The 21,399-nt window shown below is 59.3% G+C and carries 19 protein-coding genes and 1 tRNA gene; 7 read left to right on the forward strand and 13 right to left on the reverse strand.

The window, feature by feature from the left end; translation table 11 throughout:
- The 3 genes from ACFE0K_RS14695 to ACFE0K_RS14705 all read left to right on the forward strand — a co-directional run.
- Positions 1–332, forward strand: a 332-nt coding sequence (locus tag ACFE0K_RS14695; RefSeq protein ID WP_434536770.1) for a hypothetical protein, incomplete at its 5' end; no start/stop codon positions are given.
- 45 nt (positions 333–377) lie between these two features.
- Positions 378–462 (forward strand) — tRNA-Leu (locus tag ACFE0K_RS14700).
- Between the two features lie 252 nt (positions 463–714).
- Entirely contained in the window at positions 715–912 is a 198-nt protein-coding gene (locus ACFE0K_RS14705; protein WP_434536771.1) for a hypothetical protein, read from the forward strand.
- Positions 913–1,235: 323 nt separating this feature from the next.
- Here ACFE0K_RS14705 and ACFE0K_RS14710 read toward each other — a convergent pair whose 3' ends face one another.
- The 5 genes from ACFE0K_RS14710 to ACFE0K_RS14730 all read right to left on the reverse strand — a co-directional run bounded on the left by ACFE0K_RS14710 (position 1,236) and on the right by ACFE0K_RS14730 (position 5,755).
- The gene (locus ACFE0K_RS14710) at positions 1,236–2,174 is read right to left on the reverse strand and encodes a patatin-like phospholipase family protein (protein ID WP_434536772.1); all 939 of its coding nucleotides are present in this window, start codon (positions 2,172–2,174) and stop codon (positions 1,236–1,238) included.
- Between the two features lie 18 nt (positions 2,175–2,192).
- Entirely contained in the window at positions 2,193–3,677 is a 1,485-nt protein-coding gene (locus ACFE0K_RS14715; protein WP_434536773.1) for a flavin-containing monooxygenase, read from the reverse strand.
- Positions 3,678–3,691: 14 nt separating this feature from the next.
- Positions 3,692–4,465 carry an SDR family NAD(P)-dependent oxidoreductase gene (locus ACFE0K_RS14720; protein WP_434536774.1) on the reverse strand — a complete coding sequence of 258 codons (774 nt, stop codon included), beginning with the start codon at positions 4,463–4,465 and terminating at the stop codon, positions 3,692–3,694.
- The gene (locus ACFE0K_RS14725) at positions 4,462–5,103 is read right to left on the reverse strand and encodes a TetR/AcrR family transcriptional regulator (protein WP_434536775.1); all 642 of its coding nucleotides are present in this window, start codon (positions 5,101–5,103) and stop codon (positions 4,462–4,464) included. Before ACFE0K_RS14725 ends, ACFE0K_RS14720 begins: the two co-directional genes overlap by 4 nt.
- Before the next feature lie 151 nt (positions 5,104–5,254).
- Positions 5,255–5,755, reverse strand: a complete 501-nt coding sequence (locus ACFE0K_RS14730; RefSeq protein WP_434536776.1) for a DUF1289 domain-containing protein — start codon at positions 5,753–5,755, stop codon at positions 5,255–5,257.
- A 462-nt stretch (positions 5,756–6,217) separates the two neighbouring features.
- Between ACFE0K_RS14730 and ACFE0K_RS14735 the strand changes: the two genes are divergently transcribed.
- Positions 6,218–6,811: a DUF2846 domain-containing protein gene (locus ACFE0K_RS14735; protein ID WP_434536777.1), complete on the forward strand. Its 594-nt coding sequence runs from the start codon at positions 6,218–6,220 to the stop codon at positions 6,809–6,811.
- Between the two features lie 281 nt (positions 6,812–7,092).
- Here ACFE0K_RS14735 and ACFE0K_RS14740 read toward each other — a convergent pair whose 3' ends face one another.
- The 3 genes from ACFE0K_RS14740 to egtB form a co-directional block, all read right to left on the reverse strand.
- The gene (locus ACFE0K_RS14740; RefSeq protein ID WP_434536778.1) at positions 7,093–7,617 is read right to left on the reverse strand and encodes an acyl-CoA thioesterase; all 525 of its coding nucleotides are present in this window, start codon (positions 7,615–7,617) and stop codon (positions 7,093–7,095) included.
- A 217-nt stretch (positions 7,618–7,834) separates the two neighbouring features.
- Positions 7,835–8,803: an L-histidine N(alpha)-methyltransferase gene (gene egtD, locus ACFE0K_RS14745; RefSeq protein WP_434536779.1), complete on the reverse strand. Its 969-nt coding sequence runs from the start codon at positions 8,801–8,803 to the stop codon at positions 7,835–7,837.
- The gene (gene egtB, locus ACFE0K_RS14750; RefSeq protein WP_434536780.1) at positions 8,800–10,044 is read right to left on the reverse strand and encodes an ergothioneine biosynthesis protein EgtB; all 1,245 of its coding nucleotides are present in this window, start codon (positions 10,042–10,044) and stop codon (positions 8,800–8,802) included. Before egtB ends, egtD begins: the two co-directional genes overlap by 4 nt.
- Before the next feature lie 161 nt (positions 10,045–10,205).
- Between egtB and ACFE0K_RS14755 the strand changes: the two genes are divergently transcribed.
- Complete coding sequence (locus tag ACFE0K_RS14755) at positions 10,206–10,976, forward strand: 3-hydroxyacyl-CoA dehydrogenase (protein WP_062816786.1); 771 nt, start codon at positions 10,206–10,208, stop codon at positions 10,974–10,976.
- 278 nt (positions 10,977–11,254) lie between these two features.
- Here ACFE0K_RS14755 and ppnN read toward each other — a convergent pair whose 3' ends face one another.
- Entirely contained in the window at positions 11,255–12,622 is a 1,368-nt protein-coding gene (gene ppnN, locus ACFE0K_RS14760; protein WP_434536781.1) for a nucleotide 5'-monophosphate nucleosidase PpnN, read from the reverse strand.
- 408 nt (positions 12,623–13,030) lie between these two features.
- On the opposite strand from ppnN, the gene ACFE0K_RS14765 reads away from it, so the two are divergent.
- On the forward strand, positions 13,031–13,246 hold the full coding sequence (locus ACFE0K_RS14765; RefSeq protein ID WP_434536782.1) for a hypothetical protein: 216 nt from the start codon (positions 13,031–13,033) through the stop codon (positions 13,244–13,246).
- Between the two features lie 222 nt (positions 13,247–13,468).
- Here the strand turns inward: ACFE0K_RS14765 and dinB are convergent, their stop codons facing one another.
- The gene (dinB, locus tag ACFE0K_RS14770; protein ID WP_434536783.1) at positions 13,469–14,572 is read right to left on the reverse strand and encodes a DNA polymerase IV; all 1,104 of its coding nucleotides are present in this window, start codon (positions 14,570–14,572) and stop codon (positions 13,469–13,471) included.
- A gap of 111 nt (positions 14,573–14,683) precedes the next feature.
- On the opposite strand from dinB, the gene ACFE0K_RS14775 reads away from it, so the two are divergent.
- On the forward strand, positions 14,684–16,291 hold the full coding sequence (locus tag ACFE0K_RS14775; protein WP_434536791.1) for an FAD-dependent monooxygenase: 1,608 nt from the start codon (positions 14,684–14,686) through the stop codon (positions 16,289–16,291).
- A 125-nt stretch (positions 16,292–16,416) separates the two neighbouring features.
- Here the strand turns inward: ACFE0K_RS14775 and ACFE0K_RS14780 are convergent, their stop codons facing one another.
- From ACFE0K_RS14780 to ACFE0K_RS14790, 3 genes are all read right to left on the reverse strand, one after another.
- On the reverse strand, positions 16,417–17,241 hold the full coding sequence (locus ACFE0K_RS14780) for a putative RNA methyltransferase (RefSeq protein ID WP_434536784.1): 825 nt from the start codon (positions 17,239–17,241) through the stop codon (positions 16,417–16,419).
- Between the two features lie 121 nt (positions 17,242–17,362).
- Entirely contained in the window at positions 17,363–19,189 is a 1,827-nt protein-coding gene (locus ACFE0K_RS14785) for a serine protease (protein ID WP_434536785.1), read from the reverse strand.
- A 149-nt stretch (positions 19,190–19,338) separates the two neighbouring features.
- Positions 19,339–21,258 (reverse strand): acyltransferase family protein, encoded by a 1,920-nt coding sequence (locus tag ACFE0K_RS14790; RefSeq protein WP_434536786.1) that lies wholly within the window; start codon positions 21,256–21,258, stop codon positions 19,339–19,341.
- Between the last annotated feature and the right edge of the window lie 141 nt (positions 21,259–21,399).

Here is a 21,399-nt window from a genome sequence, read left to right on the forward strand (position 1 = left end):
AAGCGGCTCCTGGCGATGAGTTGGTCAACAGCCTGCGTGACGATTTGCACGACCTGAATGCCAAGGTCCGCGGGCTCACCGTGGCCATGGCCAAACAGCGCATCAGCGATAGCGAAAGGGCCGAGCTGGCGACGCGCCTGAACGAGATGGACAGCAAGCTGCAAGGCCTGTCTTCGCGGATCAGTCGCCTGGCTGACCGGCCACAAGCGGCAGCGATCTCTACGTCGCAACCGGCGCCGGACAACAGCGCCGAGTTATCCGCTCTGGCAGGCAAGGTGGGCAAAATCGATAAAGATCTGCAGGCGCTTTACCGGATTCTCCAGGGGGGCTGATCCTGCTGGTAATTATCGATTAGCCTGCTAGAATAGCCGCCGATTGCGCCAGTGGTGGAATTGGTAGACACGCCAGATTTAGGTTCTGGTGCCGAGAGGTGTGGGGGTTCAACTCCCTCCTGGCGCACCATCTCAAAGAAAGGCCGTAACAGCATTGCTGTTACGGCCTTTTGTTTTTTCGGGCATCCTGAAGAGGGTCACTTGAGATCCATGCTGAGGTTTAGCTCTGGATGGTTACGCTATTTTTTCATTCCGCCAGACACTGCCCAAGCCTGCTATAAAGTTAATTTCATTTCTTGCCAGTTTTTACTTTCTTTTCATTCCGCTCAAGTCTCATTTCCCTAATATGCCCCCCTGTCGAATCCGCTAATCGGGGAAGGGTATGCGGTATTACCTCAGTAAGATCAAGGCCGACGATGAGACCTGGGAAATCCACACGGTAAATTGCCAGCATCTGCCCAAGGAACATGACCAGCGCATTTACCTGGGCGATTTCTTGCATTGTATTCATGCCTTGCCAGTGGCCAAGCTGTATTTCCGCACCCTGCGGTTTTGCCCGGAATGCTCTCTGATCGCCTAACAGTCTGCTCAGGCAGCACTTGCGAGTTCGCCTCGTCCCGGGTAGAACAAAAGGGGAGGTGTCATTATGCGAGTGCATACACAAGACAGAAATCGCAAACCCGGTGACTTTCCGCCGGGCAGGAAGCTTGAGGCAGATCGTGTGCGCCTTCTGGCGCTGGTGGCGTTGGCGGCCGGAGCGATGGTGTTAGGTGGGCTAATCCACGCAGAGGGCGAGGCTGCACAGGGTTCATTGGATGAGATCAAGGCATCCCTGATCGCAGCGGTGGATTCGCTGTAGACGTACCGGGGAGCCGCTCGGCGACCCCCCCTCCTGTGATCAGGCTAAAGCGTGTTCTGCACGGTAACGGCCGTAGTCATTAACGCTGTGTCCAGCACCTGGCGCCGTCGTGCCGGGTCCATCATGTTGAAACCAAACGCTTTCAGGTCGTCCGCATTGGGCTCCAGACGAATTACCCGCTTGCCAGCCTTTTCCAGTTTACTCACTTCCCGATCCACGATGCCGGTCATGTAGCGTCGTACCCGGCGCTCAATGGCGGCCAGGGGCGAGCGAGGCTTGTCCGGTTGCCGTGAGGCCATGGGCGCGAGAATGATCACTTCGTCTACGGCGCTGTCCACCAGTAGATCCGCTGAGGTGGGGGAGGCCACACCACCGTCAATGTAGGTGCGGTTGCCCAGGCTCACCGGTGGACACCAGAAGGGGACCCCGTAGGACGCGCAGACTGCATCGGCAATGGAGGCCTGCGGGGTGCCACCTTTGCCGAAGGGCACCCGTTTGCCGGTGGTGGTATCCACGGCCATGATCCAGGTGGCGGGGTGGGTTACCCAGTCTGCCCCTGCGGTGGCGTCGTTGATCAGTCGCCGGAAGGGCGCCATGTCGAACTGACCCCGCGGCAGCAGGCCGCAGAAGGCGGTCAGTGGTGAGACTTCACCACGCAAGCCTTTCAGTACCAGCCGGGCACCGGTGAGGCTGGCGCCGGGCAGGGGGGGCAGGGCGCCGCCGCTGTCATGGTCATGATCCCAGCGGCATTGTTCGCTGGCTCCCTGCTGGCAGGCCAGCAACTGGGCCACGCTGACGCCGCTACCCAGCAGGGTGGCCAGTACCGCGCCTGCCGAGGTACCGATGAGGATATCGGCTTCGCGGGCGTCCCAGTCCAGTTGCTGCTCCAGATGGTGCAGGGCTGCAATGGACCAGGCGCCGCCGGCGACGCCACCGCAGCCCAGAACCAGGGCGCGGCGAGGGGATGGGTTGCTGTTTGTCATGATTCGGGCCTGTTCACATTAGAAGACGGGTTGGGTCGCGGGCGTGATCGAGTAGCTTTCCGCATCAAAGTCTTTGAGCAAGCGCTGCATTTCCAGGGTGCTCCAGGGGAAACCCACACTGTTGAAACCGTTCTTGTCCAGGTAGTAGCTGGAGCAACCACCGGTGTTCCAGACGGTGCCTTGCAGGTCTTTCTGTACCTTGCGGTTGTAGGTTTTCTGGCTGTCGGCTTTCACTTCCACCCGGCTCAGTTGCTGATCGCGCATGGTGTGCAGGGTACTGAGGATGTAGTTGATCTGCGCCTCGATGACGATAAAGGCGGAGTTGTGGCCGATCCCCAGATTCGGGCCCAGCACCATGAAGGCATTGGGTAGCCCGGCAATGGTGGTGCCACGGTAAGCCTGCATGCCATCTTTCCACATTTCGCTGAGTGACTCCCCCGCATCATTGAAAATGTGGTCGGCAATGGGCGGCTCGGTGACGAAAAAGCCGGTGCCGAGAATTACGGTATCCACCTCGCATTCGCTGCCGTCCTGTCCGACCAGGGTGTTGCCACGGACCTCTTTCAGGCCGGTGGCGAAGACGTCCACGTTGTCTTGATTGAGCGCGGGGTAGTAATTGTTGCTCATCAGTACCCGCTTGCAGCCCAGGGTGTAATCCGGGGTCAGTTTGTCGCGCAGGGCCGGATCCTTGATGGCCAGGCGGATATGCGCCTCGCCCAGTTTCTGTATCTGCCGCAGCAGCGCGGGTTTGCGAAAGCCGATACCGAAGGTCTCAAAGCCGCCAAAAAGCATCTTGCGCCAGGCATTCAGGGTAAACGGCAAGCGGAAGAAGTTTTCCTCGATTTTGGGAATGGAATGGTCCGGTTTAGGCAGCACCCACTGGGGGGTGCGCTGGAACAGGCTCAGCTGCTGCACCTTCGGCTGGATTTCCGGCACAAACTGGATCGCCGAGGCGCCGGTGCCAATCACCGCCACCCGTTCGTCGCTCAGGTCGTGGTCATGGTCCCAGCGGGAGGAATGGAATAGCTTGCCCTGAAAGTCCTTCAGACCGGGAATGTTCGGGACAATCGGCTCGTGCAGGTAGCCGGAGCAGGCGACCACAGTGCGGGCCAAATAGAGCTGATCACCGGTCTGCACTTCCCAGAGGTTTTTGCTTTCCCGCCATTGCGCCCGTTCTACCGCCTGATTGAAGCGAATGAAGTCGGGAATGGCGTGGCGGTTAGCAGTGTCGCGCACATAGTCGAGGATTTCCGCCTGCCCGGCGAAGGCCCGGCTCCAGTCCGGTTTCTGGGCGAAGGAATAGGAATACAGCGCCGAGGGCACATCGCAGGCACAACCCGGATAGGTGTTATCCCGCCAGGTTCCGCCCAGGTCGGCGGCTTTTTCCAGGATCACAAAGTTATCGAAGCCGGCTTCACGCAGGCGAATGCCCAGGCCAATGCCGCTGATGCCGGCGCCCACGATCAGGACGTCATGAATGGGAGTGTTGGCTTGCTGTGTCATGGCAGTGTCCGTGGTTATTGGTTCGGTTGCGGGCTGAAGAAATCCATGGCCCGGTTAGTCAGATTCAGGTTGGCCACCTGTTTGGCCAAGGCGTAGATATCCGGGTAGATCACTCGCGCGCCACCCTTGCGGAAGGTGCGGTAGATGCGCTCGGCCAGCACCTCCGGTTTGCCGGTGGGGATATAGCGGGACACCGGGCCTTTCTTGACTTGGCTGCGGGCATGGCTTTCCAGGCCGGAATGGATTGGGCCCGGGTAGACGGTGATCACATTCACGCCTTGTTTCTTCAGGTCCAGGCAGGCAATTTCCGAGGCCAGGCCGATGCCGGCCTTGGCGCCGCCGTAATAGCTGCAGCCACGAATCGGCACGCGCCCGGCCATGCTGGCCACATTGATGACGCAGCCGTGACGGGCTTCCACCATGGCCGGCAGGGCCAGGTCCATGAGCCGCATGGGAGCGGTGAAGTTGATATCCAGCAGACGCTTGCCTTGCTCCCAGCCGGTGCCGGTGATGCTCATGATGTCCATGATGCCGGCACAGTTGATCAGCACGTCCACCGGCCCGCGACGGTCCACCAGCGACTGCCACCAGGCGGGCAGGGCATCGATATCGGTCAGGTCGCAGGTTTCCGCCTGGGCGCCGTGCCTGTCGGCGGTCTGGGCGAGGGCCTCGGCATTCAGGTCCACCAGGGTGATGTGAGCCTCCGGGTGGTGCTGACGAAACTGCCCGGCGAGCTGGCCGCCGATGGCGCCGGCACCGCCGGTAATCAGTACATGACGGGGTTTCATGGTTGCGTGCCTTTGTTGTCGTAATGAGGGGTGTCGTGATTGGCGATGGCGAGCCAGCAGGCATCCCGCGCCCGTTTCAGGTCGTCGTCATCCAGAGTCAGGTAACCCAGCCGCTCCGCCTTGAAGACGCCCACAAAGGCGCCCCAGAAGAGGGCGATGGCTAGGTCTGGTTTCATGGTGTTGCTGAGCAGGCTGGTGCGCTGGCCAATGACCACCATGATTCCCAGGGGAATCAGCAGGGCCTGTTCCTGATGGCGGCTTTCCGCATCCAGGTAGCTGTGGTGATCCTGCATTTCCAGAAACTGGAACGCATCCGGCTCGTCGCGGGCAAAGGCCGTCAGACGGGCCCACAGGTTATCGAACAGGCTGCGGGAGGGATGCATCAAATCCAGGCCGCTCAGCAGGCGGTCGTGAAGTTGCCGCTTGCTGTCGCGGAACACGGCATTGATTAGGGCTTCCTTGCTGTCGAAATAACGATACAGGGTGCCCACCCCCACGCCGGCTTCTGCCGCGATGGGAGGTACCGGTGTGCCATGCAGGCCATGCTCGGCAAATACCCGCAAGGCGGCCTGGATGATTTGTTCGCGTTTGCGCGTTTCCTTGTTATCGACCGGGGTAACCCGGGCAGTGCTGGGCATGGCAAGCCTCACTCAGAGGTTGAATGAATATTCATTCCGAAACTGTGCCATTGGCTGATGTATTTTTGGAAGGGTCATTTGGGGACAAATGATGGCTGCTAGCTACTAGCCTCTAGCTACGAGCTAAAACCTGTAAGCTCGTAGCTCGTTGTTAGATCAACCCCTTCTCCCGGGCGGCAAGCTCGGTGAGTTCGGCTACCAGGGTGACTGGTCGGGCGAAGGAGCGGTCGTAGTGGGCCTGAGCCAGGGCGTGGCATTCGGCACTGATCTGATCGTAGAGCTCCCGGGGCAGCAGGCCCTGGGTCGGGGGCAAGGCGCGCAGGCCGAAGCGGTCATAAGGGATTTGTTGCTTACCGGCGGCCTTGAGTAGCTCCGGCACCCAGCCCTGGGGGGAAAGCTGGGTCTGGTAGCGCAGGTTCTGAAAGTCCATCTCCGCCGCCAACCGGTCCGCATCGGTGACCACGAAATAGTTGTCCACCACCTGGCAGAGCAGCAGATTCAGCCGTTTCCAGACGATCTGCTTCTCTTCGTTGGTGTATCCATTCCAGTGCACCACCTCGTGACTGAAGCGGCAACAGCCACGACAGACCGTATCACCGAAGACGGTGGAACAGACGCCGATACAGGGGGTGTGGATGCGATTGACTGCCATGACGGAAGATTAGCAGAAAAGGCGGGGCAAGGGAGAGGAGAGACGAACCACTTGGCGGGATTTTGAGCACTAGGGAACCTCTGAATAACTCCTTGCGTACTCAGTCTTTCAGGCTGGTTCGCAATCTAGGCGCGCTTTTGAAGGTGTATGTCCATACATCGAAAAAGCGCAACAACGAGTGCGGGCCAGCCTGGAAGACCCGAAGGGCGTGGCCTGAAGCGCACATCTGCTGCGCCTTGCCTCTCGGAAAGGGAACCACCCTGACCATCGAGACAAGACACAACAGTTGCACGCTTCAGGTCACGCTGAGCATGCAAGGAGTTATTCAGAGGTTCCCTCGCTTAATCTTGAGCAATACCCGCAAATCGGCCATAGTTAGCACCTTCATAAGCATTATCTTGCGCTGAATAATAAACAGGGTCGCCCCGAGCTAACGGGAAGCGGCATCACTGGAGAATAATAATGCGATTGGCTGTGTTGCTGGCAGCTTGCCTGTGGATGCTTTCGGGATGTTCCAGCCTTGGTGTGGGTGTCCCTTCGACCCCCGGTGCCTTCATCCATGCCCCTCAGGGCAAGACGTTCAAACCCATGGACACGCTGGATCCGCGTAATGCCATGGTCTACATCTATCGTCCGATTACCCGTTGGGGCTATGAAGAAGTGCAGGCGCCGGTGTTTTTCCTGGACGCTTCCCAGTTGTTCGGCCTCAAGGCCGGCGCCTACAGCTGGCTGGAATTGCCCGCTGGTACCCACGACTTCTATGCTCGCCGACCGCTCAGTGTGCTCTATCTGAAGATGGTGTTCGAGATGCCGCTGGAAGTGGAAGGCGGCAAGGATTACTACTTCCGCTACTCGGAAACCCGTCCGCTGGATATGGAAGAACTGGTCGCCGACCCGGAAAACTACCAGCAGGCCGGGCCGTTGCAGCAGGTCCCCCGTGCTGTGGCCCTGCGCGAAATCGCCGACCTGCGTCTGGATGAGCCCGGCGTTTACTATGCCGGCAAGGACAGCCAGGTACCGCGCTGGGCGCCGTTCCATACTTATGCGACGGAATAATGATAGCTGCGAGTGGCTAGCTACTAGCTGCTAGCAAAACAAAAAGCCCCGGCATGCCGGGGCTTTTGCTATCTGGAGAGGGGTAACTTTTCTACGAAGTGACTGTAGGAGCGGCGCTCGAGCCGCGAACCTCGCGTAGCGAGGAAATCGTCCGTAGGGCGATCAGGCATTACCGAACTCGAAAGGCCTATACGTGTTCGCGATCTTTCGGCGCCCGGTTCGCGGCTCAGACGCCGCTCCTACGGTGTGGGTGGTTTTAGCTAGTAGCTAGCAGCTCGTAACTAGTCACTCTCCGTCAAACGCCGTTTGGTCTGCAGCAGTCGCTTCCACTGTTCCACATACTCCGGCAAGGCCGGGGAAGTCTGGTTGAAGCCGGTGATTTCCTGCAGGGTCTGGGGGCTGATGGATTTGCCACCATAGACGTTGGCCACCCGCAGCAGGGCATGGGTGTGCAGTTTGCGCTGGGATTCGAAGCGTTGATCGTAGTACACGTACTTGTCGTCCCAGCCGAGAATGCGGGTGTGTACCTGGAACTGCTGGTACGGACGCAGTTCGCGGATGTAGGAAATCTCGGTGTTGGCTACCACGCCATTACAACGCGCTTCGATCATGCGGTTGAGCAGACCGGTAACCACCGCATGTTCCAGCCGGCAGCGATCCATGAACCGTAGGTACTTGGCATTGTTCAGATGCATGTTCAGGTCAATATCCAGCAACCCCACCCGGTACTCCTGGGTGACAACATCAAACAGCTGGTGTGTGGGCGGCCGTTTACGACGGCGAGCCGCGCTGATCAGTTCGAGCATCCGATCTCCCTACGCCACGGTGGCCCGTGACCCCTTTTATTCTTTCGAAGACTGAATCGGCAAAAAAACGCGATTCAGTATAACGGTACCAGTGCCAGTTCACACTATTCGCTGATATCAAAGTGGGTAGTTTTACAGTCTTTGCGGTCTTGGCCGGCGCCTGGCGTGCGTTTCGGGCCGGTATGGCTGGTGATTGCGGGCCGTTGTGTGCTTTTGGTCAGGCACAGGCCAGATGCAGACTGAACAGATTGCTGTTATCGGTCCAGCAGGCCGAAGGGGTAAAACCGGCGGCGGCCAGTTCGGCGGAAAACCCTTCTACGGTGAATTTGTAGGAATTTTCTGTGTGGATACGGGTACCGGCGGTGAGTGTCAGGCTGGAGTCGCCAAGACGGATGTGCTGATCCTGCAGGCACTCCAGGTGCATTTCGATACGGCTTTGCGCGCTGTTGTAGAACGCCAGGTGGCGCATGGTGTCGGTATCGAAACCACAATCCAGTTCCCGGTTCAGATGGTGCAGGGCATTCAGATTGAAGGCGGCAGTGAGTCCTCCGGCATCATTGTAGGCGGCATGAAGTTGTTCGGCGGGTTTCTGCAGATCCGCGCCGATCAACAGCGAGCCACCGGGACCGGCCAGTTCGCGCAGGCCGCGCAGGAACGTGGCGCGTTGTGCAGGTTCAAAATTGCCGATGGTGGAGCCGGGGAAAAAGACCAGACGACCCGGTTGTTGCAAGCCCTCCGGCATGGCCATGGCCTGGCAATAATCCGCGCAGACGGCGCTGATATGAATCTGCGGAAAATCGTCAGCCAGGCGCCGTGACGCGCCAAGCAGGCATTCCCGGGATATTTCCAGTGGCATGTAATGGCTCGGTTGCCAGGCATCCAGCAATACCCGCACCTTTTCACAACTGCCGGCACCGGGTTCGGCGATGGTGTGGATGCCCTCCAGCCGTGCATGAATCTCTTTGGCGTAGCGACGCAGCAAGCTCTCTTCAGTACGGGTGGGGTAGTACTCCGGGGTGCGGGTAATCTGGTCGAACAGGGTGGAGCCGGTTTCGTCGTAGAAGAACTTGGGATGCAGCGTCGGTGTCGGCGCCTGTAGGGACTCACTGACTTCGGCAAGCATGTCGGTGGTGGGTGGGTGCAGGTCGAAAAAAGTCAGGTTGGGGCCGAGCTGTTGCTGGTTCAAGACGGGTCTCCCGCAAGCCGGATGCCGCTGAACTGCCAGCGGTGATGGGGGTAGAAAAAATTACGATAGCTGGCCCGCAAATGATCCCGGCTGCTGGCGCAGGAGCCGCCGCGCAGTACCATCTGGTTGCACATGAACTTGCCGTTGTACTCGCCCACTGCCCCGGCTGCAGATTGGAAACCCGGGTAGGGCAGGTAGGCGCTGGCGGTCCATTCCCAGACATCACCGAATAGGTGGGACAAGACCGTATCGCGGGCCTGACCGGGTTGGTAGATACCGTTGTCCACAAAATGCCCTTCCAGTGGTTGCGCTGCCGCCGCGTGCTCCCATTCCTGTTCCGTAGGCAGACGCTTGCCGGCCCAGCGGGCATAGGCATCCGCCTCGTAGTAATTCACGTGAGCAAGAATCTGACCCGGATGTAGCGGTTGTAACCCTGCCAGAGTGAAGTGCTGGTCAAGACCCTCGTGCCAGTACAGAGGTCGCTGGCTATGTTCCGCCTGCACCCAGGCCCAGCCGTCAGACAGCCATAATTCCGGTCGTCGGTAACCGCCATCCTCGATAAAGGCGCGGAATTCGCCATTGGTAACCGGCCGGTTGGCCAGTGCAAACGGCTCCAGCCAGACCCGGTGGCGGGGAGTCTCATTGTCGAAGGCGAAGTCATGGCCAGAGGTGCCGATTTCCACCAAGCCGCCGCTGAACGACTGGAAACTCAACGGTGCAGCGTGTTCCGCTGTGGCGATAGGCTGACCGATGATGGGGGCCAGGGGGTTGAAGGAAAGGCTGTATTTCAGGTCCGTGAGCAGCAGTTCCTGATGCTGTTGCTCATGGTTGAGCCCCAGTGTTACCTGGCCTGACAGAGCCGGTTGTGCTTCGATAAGACGAGCCATGGCCTGATCCACCTGTTGTCGCCAGGCATGGACTTCCTCGCCGGTGGGACGCGACAACAGGTGACGTTGCGGGCGGGCAAACTGTTCGCCAATGCCGTTGTAGTAGCTGTTGAACAGATACTCGAATTGCGGTTCGAACACCCGGTAGCCGGGCAGGTTAGGCTTGAGAAGAAAGGTCTCGAAGAACCAGGTGGTGTGGGCCAGATGCCAGCGTGGCGGACTCACGTCGGCGCAGGCCTGCAGCCCCATGTCTTCGGTGAGCAGGGTGTCACAAAGCTGTTCGCTGAAAGCCCGGATACGCTGGTAGCGCGCCATCAGTGTGGCGCAGGCGTCCTGTCTGGCGGTATCTGGCAAGGTTTTCCCTCCTGGCCGGTTGTCAAAGATTGGCACCCACTTTGAGCGAAAGCAACAATGTGACGCGTGAACGGGGTGGGTATACTGCGGGACAGCATTTGTAATGGGTTGCTGCTGTTGGCGCGGCAACAGCCCATGCCCTTTCACCACAAGGAGAGCATATGAATATTACCGATAAAGTCGCCGTGATTACCGGCGCCGCGTCTGGTCTGGGCCAGGCCACTGCTGAAGCCATTATTGCCAAGGGCGGCAAGGTGATGATCCTGGACCGTGACGACAAGCGTGGTCCGGAAGTGGCGGCGGAGCTGGGTGCCAATGCGGCGTTTGTGCAGACCGACGTGACCGACGAGGAGTCTGTTAAGGCGGCTATCGACGCCACCGTGGAAAAATTCGGTGCCATCCATGTGTGTGTGAACTGTGCCGGTGTGGGTTCCGCCATGAAGACCGTGGGTCGTGAGAACAAGCCCCATGATCTGGGCGTGTTCAACATGGTGGTCAAGATCAACCTGATCGGTACCTTCAACGTGGCCCGTCTGGCCGCTGCTGCCATGGCAGAGAATGAGCCAGGTGAAGATAACGAGCGTGGCCTGATCGTGAACACGGCTTCCGTGGCGGCCTTTGACGGCCAGGTTGGCCAGGTAGCTTACGCGGCCACCAAAGGTGGCGTGGTCGGCATGACCCTGCCCATCGCTCGCGATCTGGCGCCGCTGGGTATCCGCTGCAACACCATCGCCCCGGGCATCTTCAACACCCCGCTGATGAACGCTGCGCCGGACAAGGTGAAAATGCCGCTGATCGAAATGACCCAGTTCCCCAAGCGTCTGGGTAACCCGGCAGAATACGCCCAGTTGGTCTGCCACATGATCGAGAACAGCTTCCTCAACGGCGAGACCATCCGTATTGATGGCGGCATTCGCATGCAGCCGCGGTAAGAGCAGCTGTGAGCGACTAGCTTCGCGCTACGAGTGAAACGAAAAAGCCCCGGGATTCCGGGGCTTTTTCGTTTTTGCGGCTGCGGTGCTGGCGGGGCGACACATCAGTTTCGAGGTACGAGTTTCGAGTTGCAAAAAGCGAGAATCTGTCTTTTACGAATTTCGGGTTTTGATTTTCGAAACCCGCTTCTCGCAACTCCTGTAATCGCGCCGCCAGCGACGCGCCTACGGGAGGGAGTCTTGCCTAGTAGCTCGCCGCTAGTAGCTAGCAGCTTCCTTCACCCCACCAACGCATAACACGGCACGTAATGACTGCCCGGCAGCTTCATGCGGTGCTGCACCACAAACGCCTTGAGCAACTCATCCAGATGGGTCATCAGCTCGCCCGGGGCGTGCAGGCGATAGGGGCCGTGTTGTTCGATGGCGTGGATGCCCTGTTCCTTCACGTTGCCGGCGACGATGCCGGAGAAGGCGCGGCGCAGGTTGGCGGCCAGCAGGTGGACCGGTTGGTTGGGGCTGAGATCCAGGCTGGCCATGGCCTCGTGGGTGGGCTCGAAGGGTTGCTGGAATTCCAGGGGAATGTTCAGGCGCCAGTTGAAGTAGAAGGCGTCGTCGTTGTCACGGCGGAACAGGGTGAGGCGGTCGATGCCTACGCACATGGCCAGGGCCACGGCTTCCGGGTCGTCGATGATGATCTGGTAGCGCTCGGCGGCCTGGTCTCCCAGGGTGTAACGGATAAAGGCATCCACCTGGTGGAAATAGTCGGCGCTGCTGGCCGGCCCGGTCAGCACCATGGGCAGGGGCATGTCGGCATTGTCCGGGTGCAGTAGCACGCCGAGTAGATAAAGGATTTCCTCGGTGGTGCCGACCCCGCCGGGGAAGACGATGATGCCGTGGCCCACTCGCAGAAATGCCTCCAGCCGTTTCTCGATATCCGGCATGATCACCAGTTCGTTGACGATGGGGTTGGGGGCCTCGGCAGCGATGATGCCCGGCTCGGAGATACCCAGATAACGGCCACCCTTGAAGCGTTGTTTGGCGTGGGCCACGTGAGCGCCCTTCATGGGGCCTTTCATGGCGCCGGGGCCACAGCCGGTACAGATATCCTTGTGGCGCAGGCCGAGCTGGTAGCCCACGCTTTTGCTGTAATCGTATTCTTCCCGGGAAATGCTATGGCCGCCCCAGCACACCACCAGGTTCGGTGAGGCGCCGGCCTTGAGTACTCCGGCGTTGCGTAAAATATGGAACACCGCATTGCTGATGCCCTGGCTGCTGCTCAGGTTGAAGCTATCGTTATTCTGGATTTCGTTGGCCACATAAACGATATCGCGCAGCACGGCAGACAGGTGTTCGCGGATGCCGCGGATCATACGCCCGTCCACGAAGGCGCCAGCGGGGGCATTGTCCACCTTGAGCCGCAGCCCGCGATCTTCCTGAATTACTTCGATATCAAAATCCCTGTAGGTCTCCAGCACCTGGCGGCTGTCGTCGGTGGGGGTGCCGCAGTTAAGCACGGCCAGGGCGCAACGGCGCAGTAACTCGTGCAGGCCGCTACCGGAGGTGTCACGCAGGCGTTCGACTTCGTGCTGGCTGAGGACTTCCAGGCTGCCTTCCGGGGCAACAATGGTGGATACCGTGTCGGTCATAGGGTCGGGTCCGTCGCAAAATAATCGTTATTCGGAGGCTGCAAGCCAGCCCGTGCGGCTACCAAGCCGCTGCAGGGGGCGCCTCTGGAGGCGCAAACCTTGCTTGAGCACGGGGTGCTCAAGCCGTCGCTGCCTATCCCAAAGACAGCGATATCTGCCAAGAGTACCCCAGATGGCAATCCCTGTGAGTGAAGAGTTGCAAACCCCACGTCCCGGGGGCACGACAGACTCTTTTACAATTTGCCGGGAACGCCACGCCGCCGCAGGCGTCCCAATCTTTATCAAGTCTGGCACACTGAGTGCATGGTTGATCTATGTCATCTGGCTGTCTTCATGGGTCGCCATACTTGGTCGATTGGGAACCGGCAGAATGCCGGCCCGTTAATGAGGTTTTATCGGGAGCAAAGCATGTTGCTCAAATATCTGAATCAGCTGGAACAGGCGGTGAAGGCCGCGTCCGAACACCCGGATAGGGATAGTGTGAACCGCTGCGCCGATTGCGTGGCCACTCTGGATGCCTATCTGGACGCCCAGATGGAGCCGGTACAGCGCCGGGGCCGGGAACTGATGGACGGGCTGATTCCTTCGGATTTGCACAGTCGCGTCTGTCAGCGTGTGCATTGAGAAAGCTGCAAGCTACAAGCGGCAAGCTTCAACACGGAGATCGCGTGGTGCCAATTCGTGATCTCCGGTCTCGCGCTGAGAGCAGGTAAAATGGCCTGAGATGTGGTCGGCCCTGGATAGCCCCGGATTTCTTGTTACGTTTAAAGCGCGGCTCTGGGGTCTCTTCGCTGGCAATAGCTCGGTTCGTGTTGTTGCTTGAAGCTTGTCGCTTGCAGCTGATTTTCACAGCCGGTTACGTTGCTGCCGCAACGCTTTCTCCCTTTCTTCCGGAAACAGGTCCGGCTGCTGCGGGGCTTTCAGGTCCCGCAGGCGAGCGCCGATACCGATCAGGCGGGCGGGGCCCTGGCGGCGTTCCCATAGCTGTCGCAGAAGCGCCTCGAAATGGGCCGGGTCCAGGTCGTCGCCGGCCTTGTCGCAGCTCAGGCTGACGAAATCCTGGTATTTCACCTTGGCGGTCAGCCCACTGATCAGGTAATGCTGGTCCAGTTTAGCGAAGCGGGTCTTGAGCTTTTCCAGCAGACCATCCAGCTCCCGCAGCCAGGCATTCAGGTCGGGTTGGTCCTTGTCGTAGGTGCGCTCCACGGACACAGACTTGCGACGACGCCCTGTTTGTACGGGCCGGTTATCTTCCCCGCGACTCAGGTGATAGAGCCGTTCGCCGAAACTGCCGAAGTGCTGGGACAGCTCCAGCCGGCTCATGCCTTGCAGGTCGCCACAGGTATGCAGGTTGAGCCCGGCCATGCGTTCGGCGGTAACCCGTCCCACCCCGGAAATCTTTTTCACCGACAGGGCGGCGACGAAGGCTTCCACCTGGGCTGGCGGAATCACAAAGAGTCCATCTGGCTTGCGCCAGTCGCTGGCCACTTTGGCGAGAAACTTGTTGGGCGCCACGCCGGCAGACACGGTAATCCCCAGTTCCCGGCGAATATCCTGCCTTAACGCGTCGGCAATCCGGGTTGCGCTATTATCGAACTGCTCACTGGCGCTCACGTCCAGAAACGCCTCGTCCAGCGACAAGGGCTCGATCAGGCTGGTGTAACGGCGGAAGATGTCATGGATCTGTGTGGAGACCTTGCGATACTTGTCGAAGTTGGGCGGTACAATCACCAGTTCCGGGCACAGTCGCAGAGCCTGGGAAGAGGCCATCGCGGAGTGCACCCCGAAATGGCGGGCCGGGTAATTGCAGGTGGCGATAACACCGCGTCGGTGAGGGTCGCCCCCTACAGCCACGGGCCGATGGCGCAAGGTCGGGTCATCACGCATTTCCACGGCGGCGTAGAAGCAGTCGCAGTCCACGTGGATAATCTTGCGTGAGGCCTGTGCCATGAATGAACTCTGGGATGTGGCAGGATTGGAAATCGGGCTGCCTGTGATGGGCCGCCCTGAGGAGAGTGTAACATCGGCATTACCGGTAACCGCACACCGCAGGTCCTGATTATCGGCGCGGGCCCCACCGGCCTGGCGCTGGGGATCGGCCTGCGTCGACACGGCATTGATTGCTGCATTATTGATCGGCTCGCCGAACCGTCACCCTGGTCCCGGGCGCTGGGGTTGCATGCCCGCACCCTGGAAATCTTTGCTGCCCTGGAAGTGCTGGCACCAATCCGCAAGGCCTCGCGCACCATGCGGGCGGTGTCTGTCTATGGTGACAAGGGCTTCCTGTTTGAGCTGGATCTGACCACCCTGGATGCCCCGTATCCCTGGGTGCTGAGCTGCCCCCAGTCCGATGTGGAAGCCGCCCTGACAGAACGCTATCGCAGTCTTGGCGGCGAGCTGATCCGTGGAACTGAATTACTGGATTTCACCCAGGATGGTGCTGGTGTCCGCGCCCGGGTGCGACAGGGCGCCGAGGTGGAAACGGTCACCTGTGGCTTGCTGGTCGGGGCCGATGGCGTCGGCTCCACCGTACGCCAGCAGTTGGGTATCGGCTTCAATGGCGTCGATTACGACGAGCATTTCCTGCTGGCGGACGTGGACTGGCAGGGGCCCTGGCGCAGTGACAGCTCCCATGGTTTCCTGCAGGAAGACGGTCTGCTGATTGCCTTGCCGTTACCAAAAGGCTGGCGGTTGATCATGGCCCGGGATGAAGCCTGGGAAGGTGAGCTGAGCCTGCAGCCCTTTACGGATCGGCTTACGCCTATTCTTGGCGAGACGCCGGATCTGGGCGAGCCCCGCTGGATCAGCCGCTTTTCGGTGCAACGACGACTGGCCCATCACTACCGCCGCAATCGGGTATTCCTGGCCGGCGATGCGGCCCATGTGCAGAGCCCGCTGGGCGCCCAGGGCATGAACACCGGCCTGGCCGATGCCTTCAATCTGAGCTGGAAACTGGCGTTCTATCTCAAGGGCTATGGCAGCGGAGCTTTGCTCGACAGTTACGAGCAGGAACGCAAACCGGTGGCGGAGAAAATGCTGCACGGGGTGGACATGTTATCGCGGGCCTCGTTGGTGAAGCTGCCCATGCTGCGCCGCACCCGCGATTCCCTGCTGAAAATGGCCGGCGGCCGACCCGGGCTGACCCGGCGCCTGCTGCGCACTGCCAGCCAGCTGGACGTGCATTACCGGCAGTCGCCGCTGGTGGGTTGTGGCCCGGAAGCGGAACTGGGCTGGCGGCATCGCGGTCCGCTGCCCGGCGACCGCCTGCCTGACGCCGCCTTGAGCTCCGTGCGTACCGGTCACCTCCATCAGCTCCACGATCTGCTGCGCAAGCCGGTTCATCACCTGTTGCTGCAATTGGGCGAGAGCCCGAGCCATAAAGAGCGGCTGGTGCTGTATGCGCTCAGCGATCGTCTGGGTCAGGAATACCGTGAGCGCGTTCATCTGACCGTAGTCGTGACCCGAGAGACGCCGGTGGAGGAAATCCCCCGGGAAGGCACCATCCGTATCTGGCGGGATCATCAGGGTGAGTTTGCCGAAGCGTTCGGCGAGGGCCCGAGAATGTGGCTGATGCGCCCTGATGGGCACCTGGCCTACCGGGCGCCAGTGAGCAATGCTAACCATCTTCTGGAGTATCTGGATACGGTGCTGGGGAGAGTTAACAGTTAACAGTGAATAGTTAACAGCGACGCGCGCAGTGTCGTTTCTGTTCTTAAACGCAAGAAGCCGCGCCCAGCCCCTGGGCGCGGCTTCTTTGCTATGAATACAGCAAGCGTTTTCCGCGCAACTGTTCACTATTCACTATTCACTGTTCTCTGCTTCTCCCACCGTTGAATCACAAAGTGCGCATTCATGGTTTTGCCGGCGAGTTTGCCGATACCGGCCTTGGCCTCCGGTTTGGCGCGCCAGTGGTGCGGGGTCATGGCGAGTAGATTCTGCAGTTCCTGTTCGTCATCGGGAATCCACTCCAGGTGGATGTCCTGGCTGTCTATCTGTACAAAGCGTTCATCCAGAAACTTGCCGGCATCGAAACTTGATTGGCGTACCTCGTCGTAGAGGGCCTCGCGCAGGGGCAGCAAGTGCCGCTCGCCGGTACCCACCACAATCAGTTCGCCGCCAGGCTTTAGCACCCGGGCAATATCATCGGTGAAGAGCCGGGTGAACAGTACGAAGACGCGTTGCTGACTTGCATCAAACAACGGCAGTCGCGCGCCACTGGCCACCAGCCAAGTCAGCGCCTTGTCCCGCTTGGCCGCCGCATCAACGGCAAACTTGGAAATATCCACGCCCACGCCGTTATCGCTTCCCAGCCGGCGAGCGAACTGGCAGGTATACCAGCCTTCCCCGCAACCGATATCCAGCCAGGGCTGATCATCCTCGTCCAGTCCGGCCAGCAAGGCATCCGCCAGGGGTTGATAACGACCCAATTCCAGAAATGACGTACGCGCCTGCACCATGGCCTTGTCATCACCGGGCGCACGCGAGCGACGGTGCTGGGCCAGTAGGAGGTTGGTATAGCCGCGTTTGGCACGGTCAAAACGATGGCCGTTATCGCACTGCCAGCTGTTGCCGGTGAGTTGCAGGGGCAGGTCGCAGCTGGGGCATTTGAGGTTGGGCATGGTCTGGATGCGACCTGTGAAGGGCACATTTCACTGTGGAAGAGGCTGCATTGTCGCAAATTATCCAGACAATAAAAAAGGGCCAGCAACGGCTGGCCCTTTTCGTGCTTCAGGTTGATGCTCAGGCTTTGCGGCGATAAAGGCCTAACAGCATCAGCATGGACAGTAATCCAACCGGCAGGCTGCCGCCGCCACCGCCAGAACCGCCCGGGGCCAGAGTAGCGGGAGGCGCCACACTGGGGCATTCCTCAAGATCTTCACGGCTGAAGTCCAGTGCAACGTTGGCTTGCAGAACGGAGCCTAGCTGCGTCCCGTTATCGCTATCCACATTGATTGAAATGGTTTCGGTGGTTTCAGCTGCGGCCTTGATCACAATGGTTGAGGTTTGTTCTGCACCGGCTTCCAGCAGGCCGAGCTGACATTCGTAGTCACCGTCTTCCACGGTACAGGATGTACTGCTCTTGCTGACCAGAGTGATCGCTTCTGGTAGCGAGCCGAAGGCAAAAGTGCCTACGGAATCAATCACATCGTCCAGGTTGGCCACGTTGGCTTCGATGCGCATTTCCACGCCGTTATTTCGGTTGGACAGACAGACTGGTTCTGCGGTAATGGACAGCTCGGGCTGGCCCAGTTGCAAGGTGACGGTGCCGCTGTTGTTAAGGCGGTGGTAATCCCGGCTGTTGTCCAGCTCGACAGAGACCTGGAAGGGAACAGCGATGCCGCTCTGGCTGTTGGCATCAACCGCTGTAAAGGCCAAGGGTTTGGTTGAGCCGCCGGAGATGGCTTCGCCGTCATAAACGCATTCGGTAACGCCGTTGTCAGAAGGGGAGCAGGACAGCCCGGTTTCTGCTGCGGAGGGGGTCAGGGTGAATGCAGGAGGGTGCTCAATGACCAACGAGAAATTAGTTGCTCCTCGGCTGCCTGCGTTTTCTACAGGAACCTGGAAATCGATGTTCACGAACCCCTGAGAGTTATTGTCACCATCAGCAATAGTGAGGTCACGGAGTTCCTGGTTTTCACGGCTGGTTTGTCGTTCGATCCAGTCGAGATATTGGGAGACCCGGGTGTAGACAGAAGGGATCTCCGGGTCGCCACATTTGTCATCCAGGGAATAGCCAAAACTGGTAATGCCGACCTGAGGGCTGTCATTCAGTGTCGCGCTGGTCAGGAACAGTGGGCCGCCACTATCGCCTTGGCAGGAGTCTTCGCCAAAAGGGTCGCCAGCATCGGGTGACGGTTCATTGGCGCAGAGCATGGTATCCAGAATCTGGTCGCCATTGGTATAGAGATCAATGGTGGTCTGGCACGATGCATTGGTGACATAGTCCAGGGCTACTTCCTGAAGCTCCACAAATGCCACGGGTTCCAGATCAGGGTCTGCGTCCCGGTCCTCATAAGTGGCGATCCCCCAGCCTAATACGCTGAGAATGTCATCGTAGCTGACAAGGTTTTCCAGGGCGTTATCGGTATCAAGCTTGGCCAGCACCCCGGTCTGGATAGTCGCAGTGCCTGTATCGGCTGGTTCTGCCAACCGGATCAATGCAATATCGTTTTCAAACGTATTTTCGTTGTAACCGGCGTGGACGATGATATTCGCGGCGTCCAGCAAGAGTGGGCTATCTGGGGATACCTCCAGAGTCTGGCTACCGACCAGGAGTTCGAGTTCACTGGCCGAGGTGGTAACGATGCCGGAGCGGACACAGTGTGCGGCGGTCAACACCCAGTCCCGGGACAGCAAGGTGCCGCCGCAGACCTGTCCTTGACCAACCGGGAAGGGACTCTCTGCATCGATGGCGTCTTGTTTTCTCTGTTTATCAATCAATGCAACCAGTGTGTTCCAGCCGGTGTCAGCGGTGTCCCCGCCGACAACTCTTGGTGAGGCGGTTGCAGCGAACAAGGTGCTGCAGGCCAGTGTGGAAGCCAGTGCGGCAATCAAGCGGTACTTCATATGAAATTCCCCAGATGAATCAAATGCCCAAAGGGCGGCATTCTAGGTGCGGTAAGCGCTGAAAGATGTAGGAAAAACGCCATACTTTTTGTAGTCAGAATGGATAGTGTGACGTTCTTCACGTTCTTTGTCGGCATGTCCGAGAGCGATTAAGGGCTTATCGGTAGTGGATTATCAAACCGCTCCAGATACACCCTGCCAATTTCCGTTGATCCCACATGGTTAAGATGACTTTCGTCCCGGTACAAGGGGATGCCATTTAGCACGGTCTGGCAGCGGCTCTCGTCGCAGATGACTTTTCTGGGGTTGATCCAAGTAAGGTCCGGGAAGCGTTCCTGAACGGTTTGCTTGAAACGATAGAAGTCGGCCAGGCGCTCCTCTGCCTCCAACGCGTCAACGGAACAATCGTCCATATTTTTCAGCAGGCATTCCGCGTAGGACGCGGAGGGCAGTTCCGGCACGTCTTCAATGAGGATGACGGTGTGACCCTGGGCGTGCAGCCAGGCCACGGTATCTACGAAGTAGGTCTGGAAGGATTCATCGTGCAGATAAGCGCTCCACCAGGCGTTGACGAAGACAGTCATGGGGCGCTGTTGCAGGTACTCGGCCAGAGCGGTGTTGCGTTCGGTTTTTTCCGGGTCGCCGAAGGCGTTGACGGAGTGTTCGGGGATCACGAAAGGGGTTGAGGCCCGGGTGACCACCAGCATGGAATGACGGTCACCGATCAGCTGCTCCACGAAACCCAACAGGGCGATGGCGTGGGAGTCGCCGATCAGCATGGTATCCGGCTGGCCGTTCTTCGACTCGGCGCCGAACAGGCAGGCCTGGCCCTTGTTGAACTCTGAAGGATCTCCCTTGAAGCAGCGCTTGTAGAGGTCAGCGGCATTGTTCTGGGCGATGATGCTGTAAAGCTCGCGGCGTTCTTCCGGGATGCGGAAGCTTAGGTCATCGGCGATGCGGATAGTGGACTGGATCGCCCAGATGATCAGCAACGGCACAAAGATGAACACCATGAAGGATTTCTTGAAGCTCCAGGGACGGTTCCGGTAGCGGTTTTCCACGAATCGATAGCTCAGCCACGACAGCACCACGACGCCGACCATCAGCAGGATGCGATTGGTCCAGGTCAGTTCGATCAGTTGGTAGTGCAGCAGCGCCACCGGTGGCCAGTGCCACAGGTAAAGGGAGTAGGAAATGCCGCCCAGAAACACCATCACCGGCAGGCTGAGCAGGCGGGCGGTGACGGTGCCGGTCTGGTGCAGGCCGGCATAGATCACCATGGCGGTGCCCAGGGTGGGCCACAGGGCGTTATAGCCGGGGAAATGGTCATGCTTGGTCAGCAGCAGGCCGGTGGCGATGATCATGGCCAGTCCCAGGCCTGCGAGAATTTCTGCACTGGGTCGGTTCAGGGCCGGAAGCTGGCGGCTGAACAGGGCCACGCCGGTGCCCAGCATGAACTCAAAGAGACGGGCGGGCAGCAGGTAATAGGCAGCAGAGGGATAGGCACCGGCCAGATAGACGGACAGCGCAAAGGTAGCCACCAGAGTGATGCGGAAAGGCCAATGGCCGTCACGGCCCTTGCCGAACCGGTAGGCCAGATACAGGGCCAGTGGCCAGATCAGGTAGAACTGCTCTTCCACCGCCAATGACCAGGTGTGCAGCAGCGACAGGGAGCGGGTTTCCGGGGCGAAGTATTGGGCCAGCTCCTGGAAATAGTAGATGTTGCTCAGGCCTACCAGGGATGACAGCCAGCTCTTGGCGAAGATGTAGTAGGCATCGCCAATATAGAAAGGCGAGATCATCAGAAAGGTGACGGTGGACACCAGCAGGAACAGAGGTACCAGTCGGCGGATACGACGGGCGTAGAAATCGCGGAACTGGAAGGTGCCTTTTTCGAAAGCCCGCTGCAGAAGCTGGGTGATCACGAATCCGGAGATGACGAAGAACACATCGACGCCGATGAAACCGCCGGTGATGCCTGGAACGTCGTAGTGGTAGAGAATCACCAGCACAACGGCCAGCGCGCGCAGCCCTTCGATATCGGCACGATAGCTCGGCGTGGTCTTCAAGGTGTTCTCCCCGGAATGATCAGCAAAGCGGGGAGAATATAGGGCGGTGGCAGGGCAAACAAGACTGGGCGGGCTTGCCCCCGCACGGGTAGTGCCCTTCTTGCGTTTGTCAGTTGAGCGCGACGCAGAATGCCCCGAACG

Origin of the sequence: Alcanivorax sp., from assembly GCF_051117345.1 — a bacterium.
Lineage (GTDB): Bacteria > Pseudomonadota > Gammaproteobacteria > Pseudomonadales > Alcanivoracaceae > Alcanivorax.

Bases quoted from the DNA above. Each gene is read 5' to 3' on its own strand.
- ACFE0K_RS14705 (WP_434536771.1), top strand. From the start codon at position 715: ATGCGGTATTACCTCAGTAAGATCAAGGCCGACGATGAGACCTGGGAA.
- ACFE0K_RS14710 (WP_434536772.1), bottom strand. From the start codon at position 2,174: ATGACAAACAGCAACCCATCCCCTCGCCGCGCCCTGGTTCTGGGCTGC.
- ACFE0K_RS14715 (WP_434536773.1), bottom strand. From the start codon at position 3,677: ATGACACAGCAAGCCAACACTCCCATTCATGACGTCCTGATCGTGGGC.
- ACFE0K_RS14720 (WP_434536774.1), bottom strand. From the start codon at position 4,465: ATGAAACCCCGTCATGTACTGATTACCGGCGGTGCCGGCGCCATCGGC.
- ACFE0K_RS14725 (WP_434536775.1), bottom strand. From the start codon at position 5,103: ATGCCCAGCACTGCCCGGGTTACCCCGGTCGATAACAAGGAAACGCGC.
- ACFE0K_RS14730 (WP_434536776.1), bottom strand. From the start codon at position 5,755: ATGGCAGTCAATCGCATCCACACCCCCTGTATCGGCGTCTGTTCCACC.
- ACFE0K_RS14735 (WP_434536777.1), top strand. From the start codon at position 6,218: ATGCGATTGGCTGTGTTGCTGGCAGCTTGCCTGTGGATGCTTTCGGGA.
- ACFE0K_RS14740 (WP_434536778.1), bottom strand. From the start codon at position 7,617: ATGCTCGAACTGATCAGCGCGGCTCGCCGTCGTAAACGGCCGCCCACA.
- ACFE0K_RS14755 (WP_062816786.1), top strand. From the start codon at position 10,206: ATGAATATTACCGATAAAGTCGCCGTGATTACCGGCGCCGCGTCTGGT.
- ppnN (WP_434536781.1), bottom strand. From the start codon at position 12,622: ATGACCGACACGGTATCCACCATTGTTGCCCCGGAAGGCAGCCTGGAA.
- ACFE0K_RS14765 (WP_434536782.1), top strand. From the start codon at position 13,031: ATGTTGCTCAAATATCTGAATCAGCTGGAACAGGCGGTGAAGGCCGCG.
- dinB (WP_434536783.1), bottom strand. From the start codon at position 14,572: ATGGCACAGGCCTCACGCAAGATTATCCACGTGGACTGCGACTGCTTC.
- ACFE0K_RS14780 (WP_434536784.1), bottom strand. From the start codon at position 17,241: ATGCCCAACCTCAAATGCCCCAGCTGCGACCTGCCCCTGCAACTCACC.
- ACFE0K_RS14785 (WP_434536785.1), bottom strand. From the start codon at position 19,189: ATGAAGTACCGCTTGATTGCCGCACTGGCTTCCACACTGGCCTGCAGC.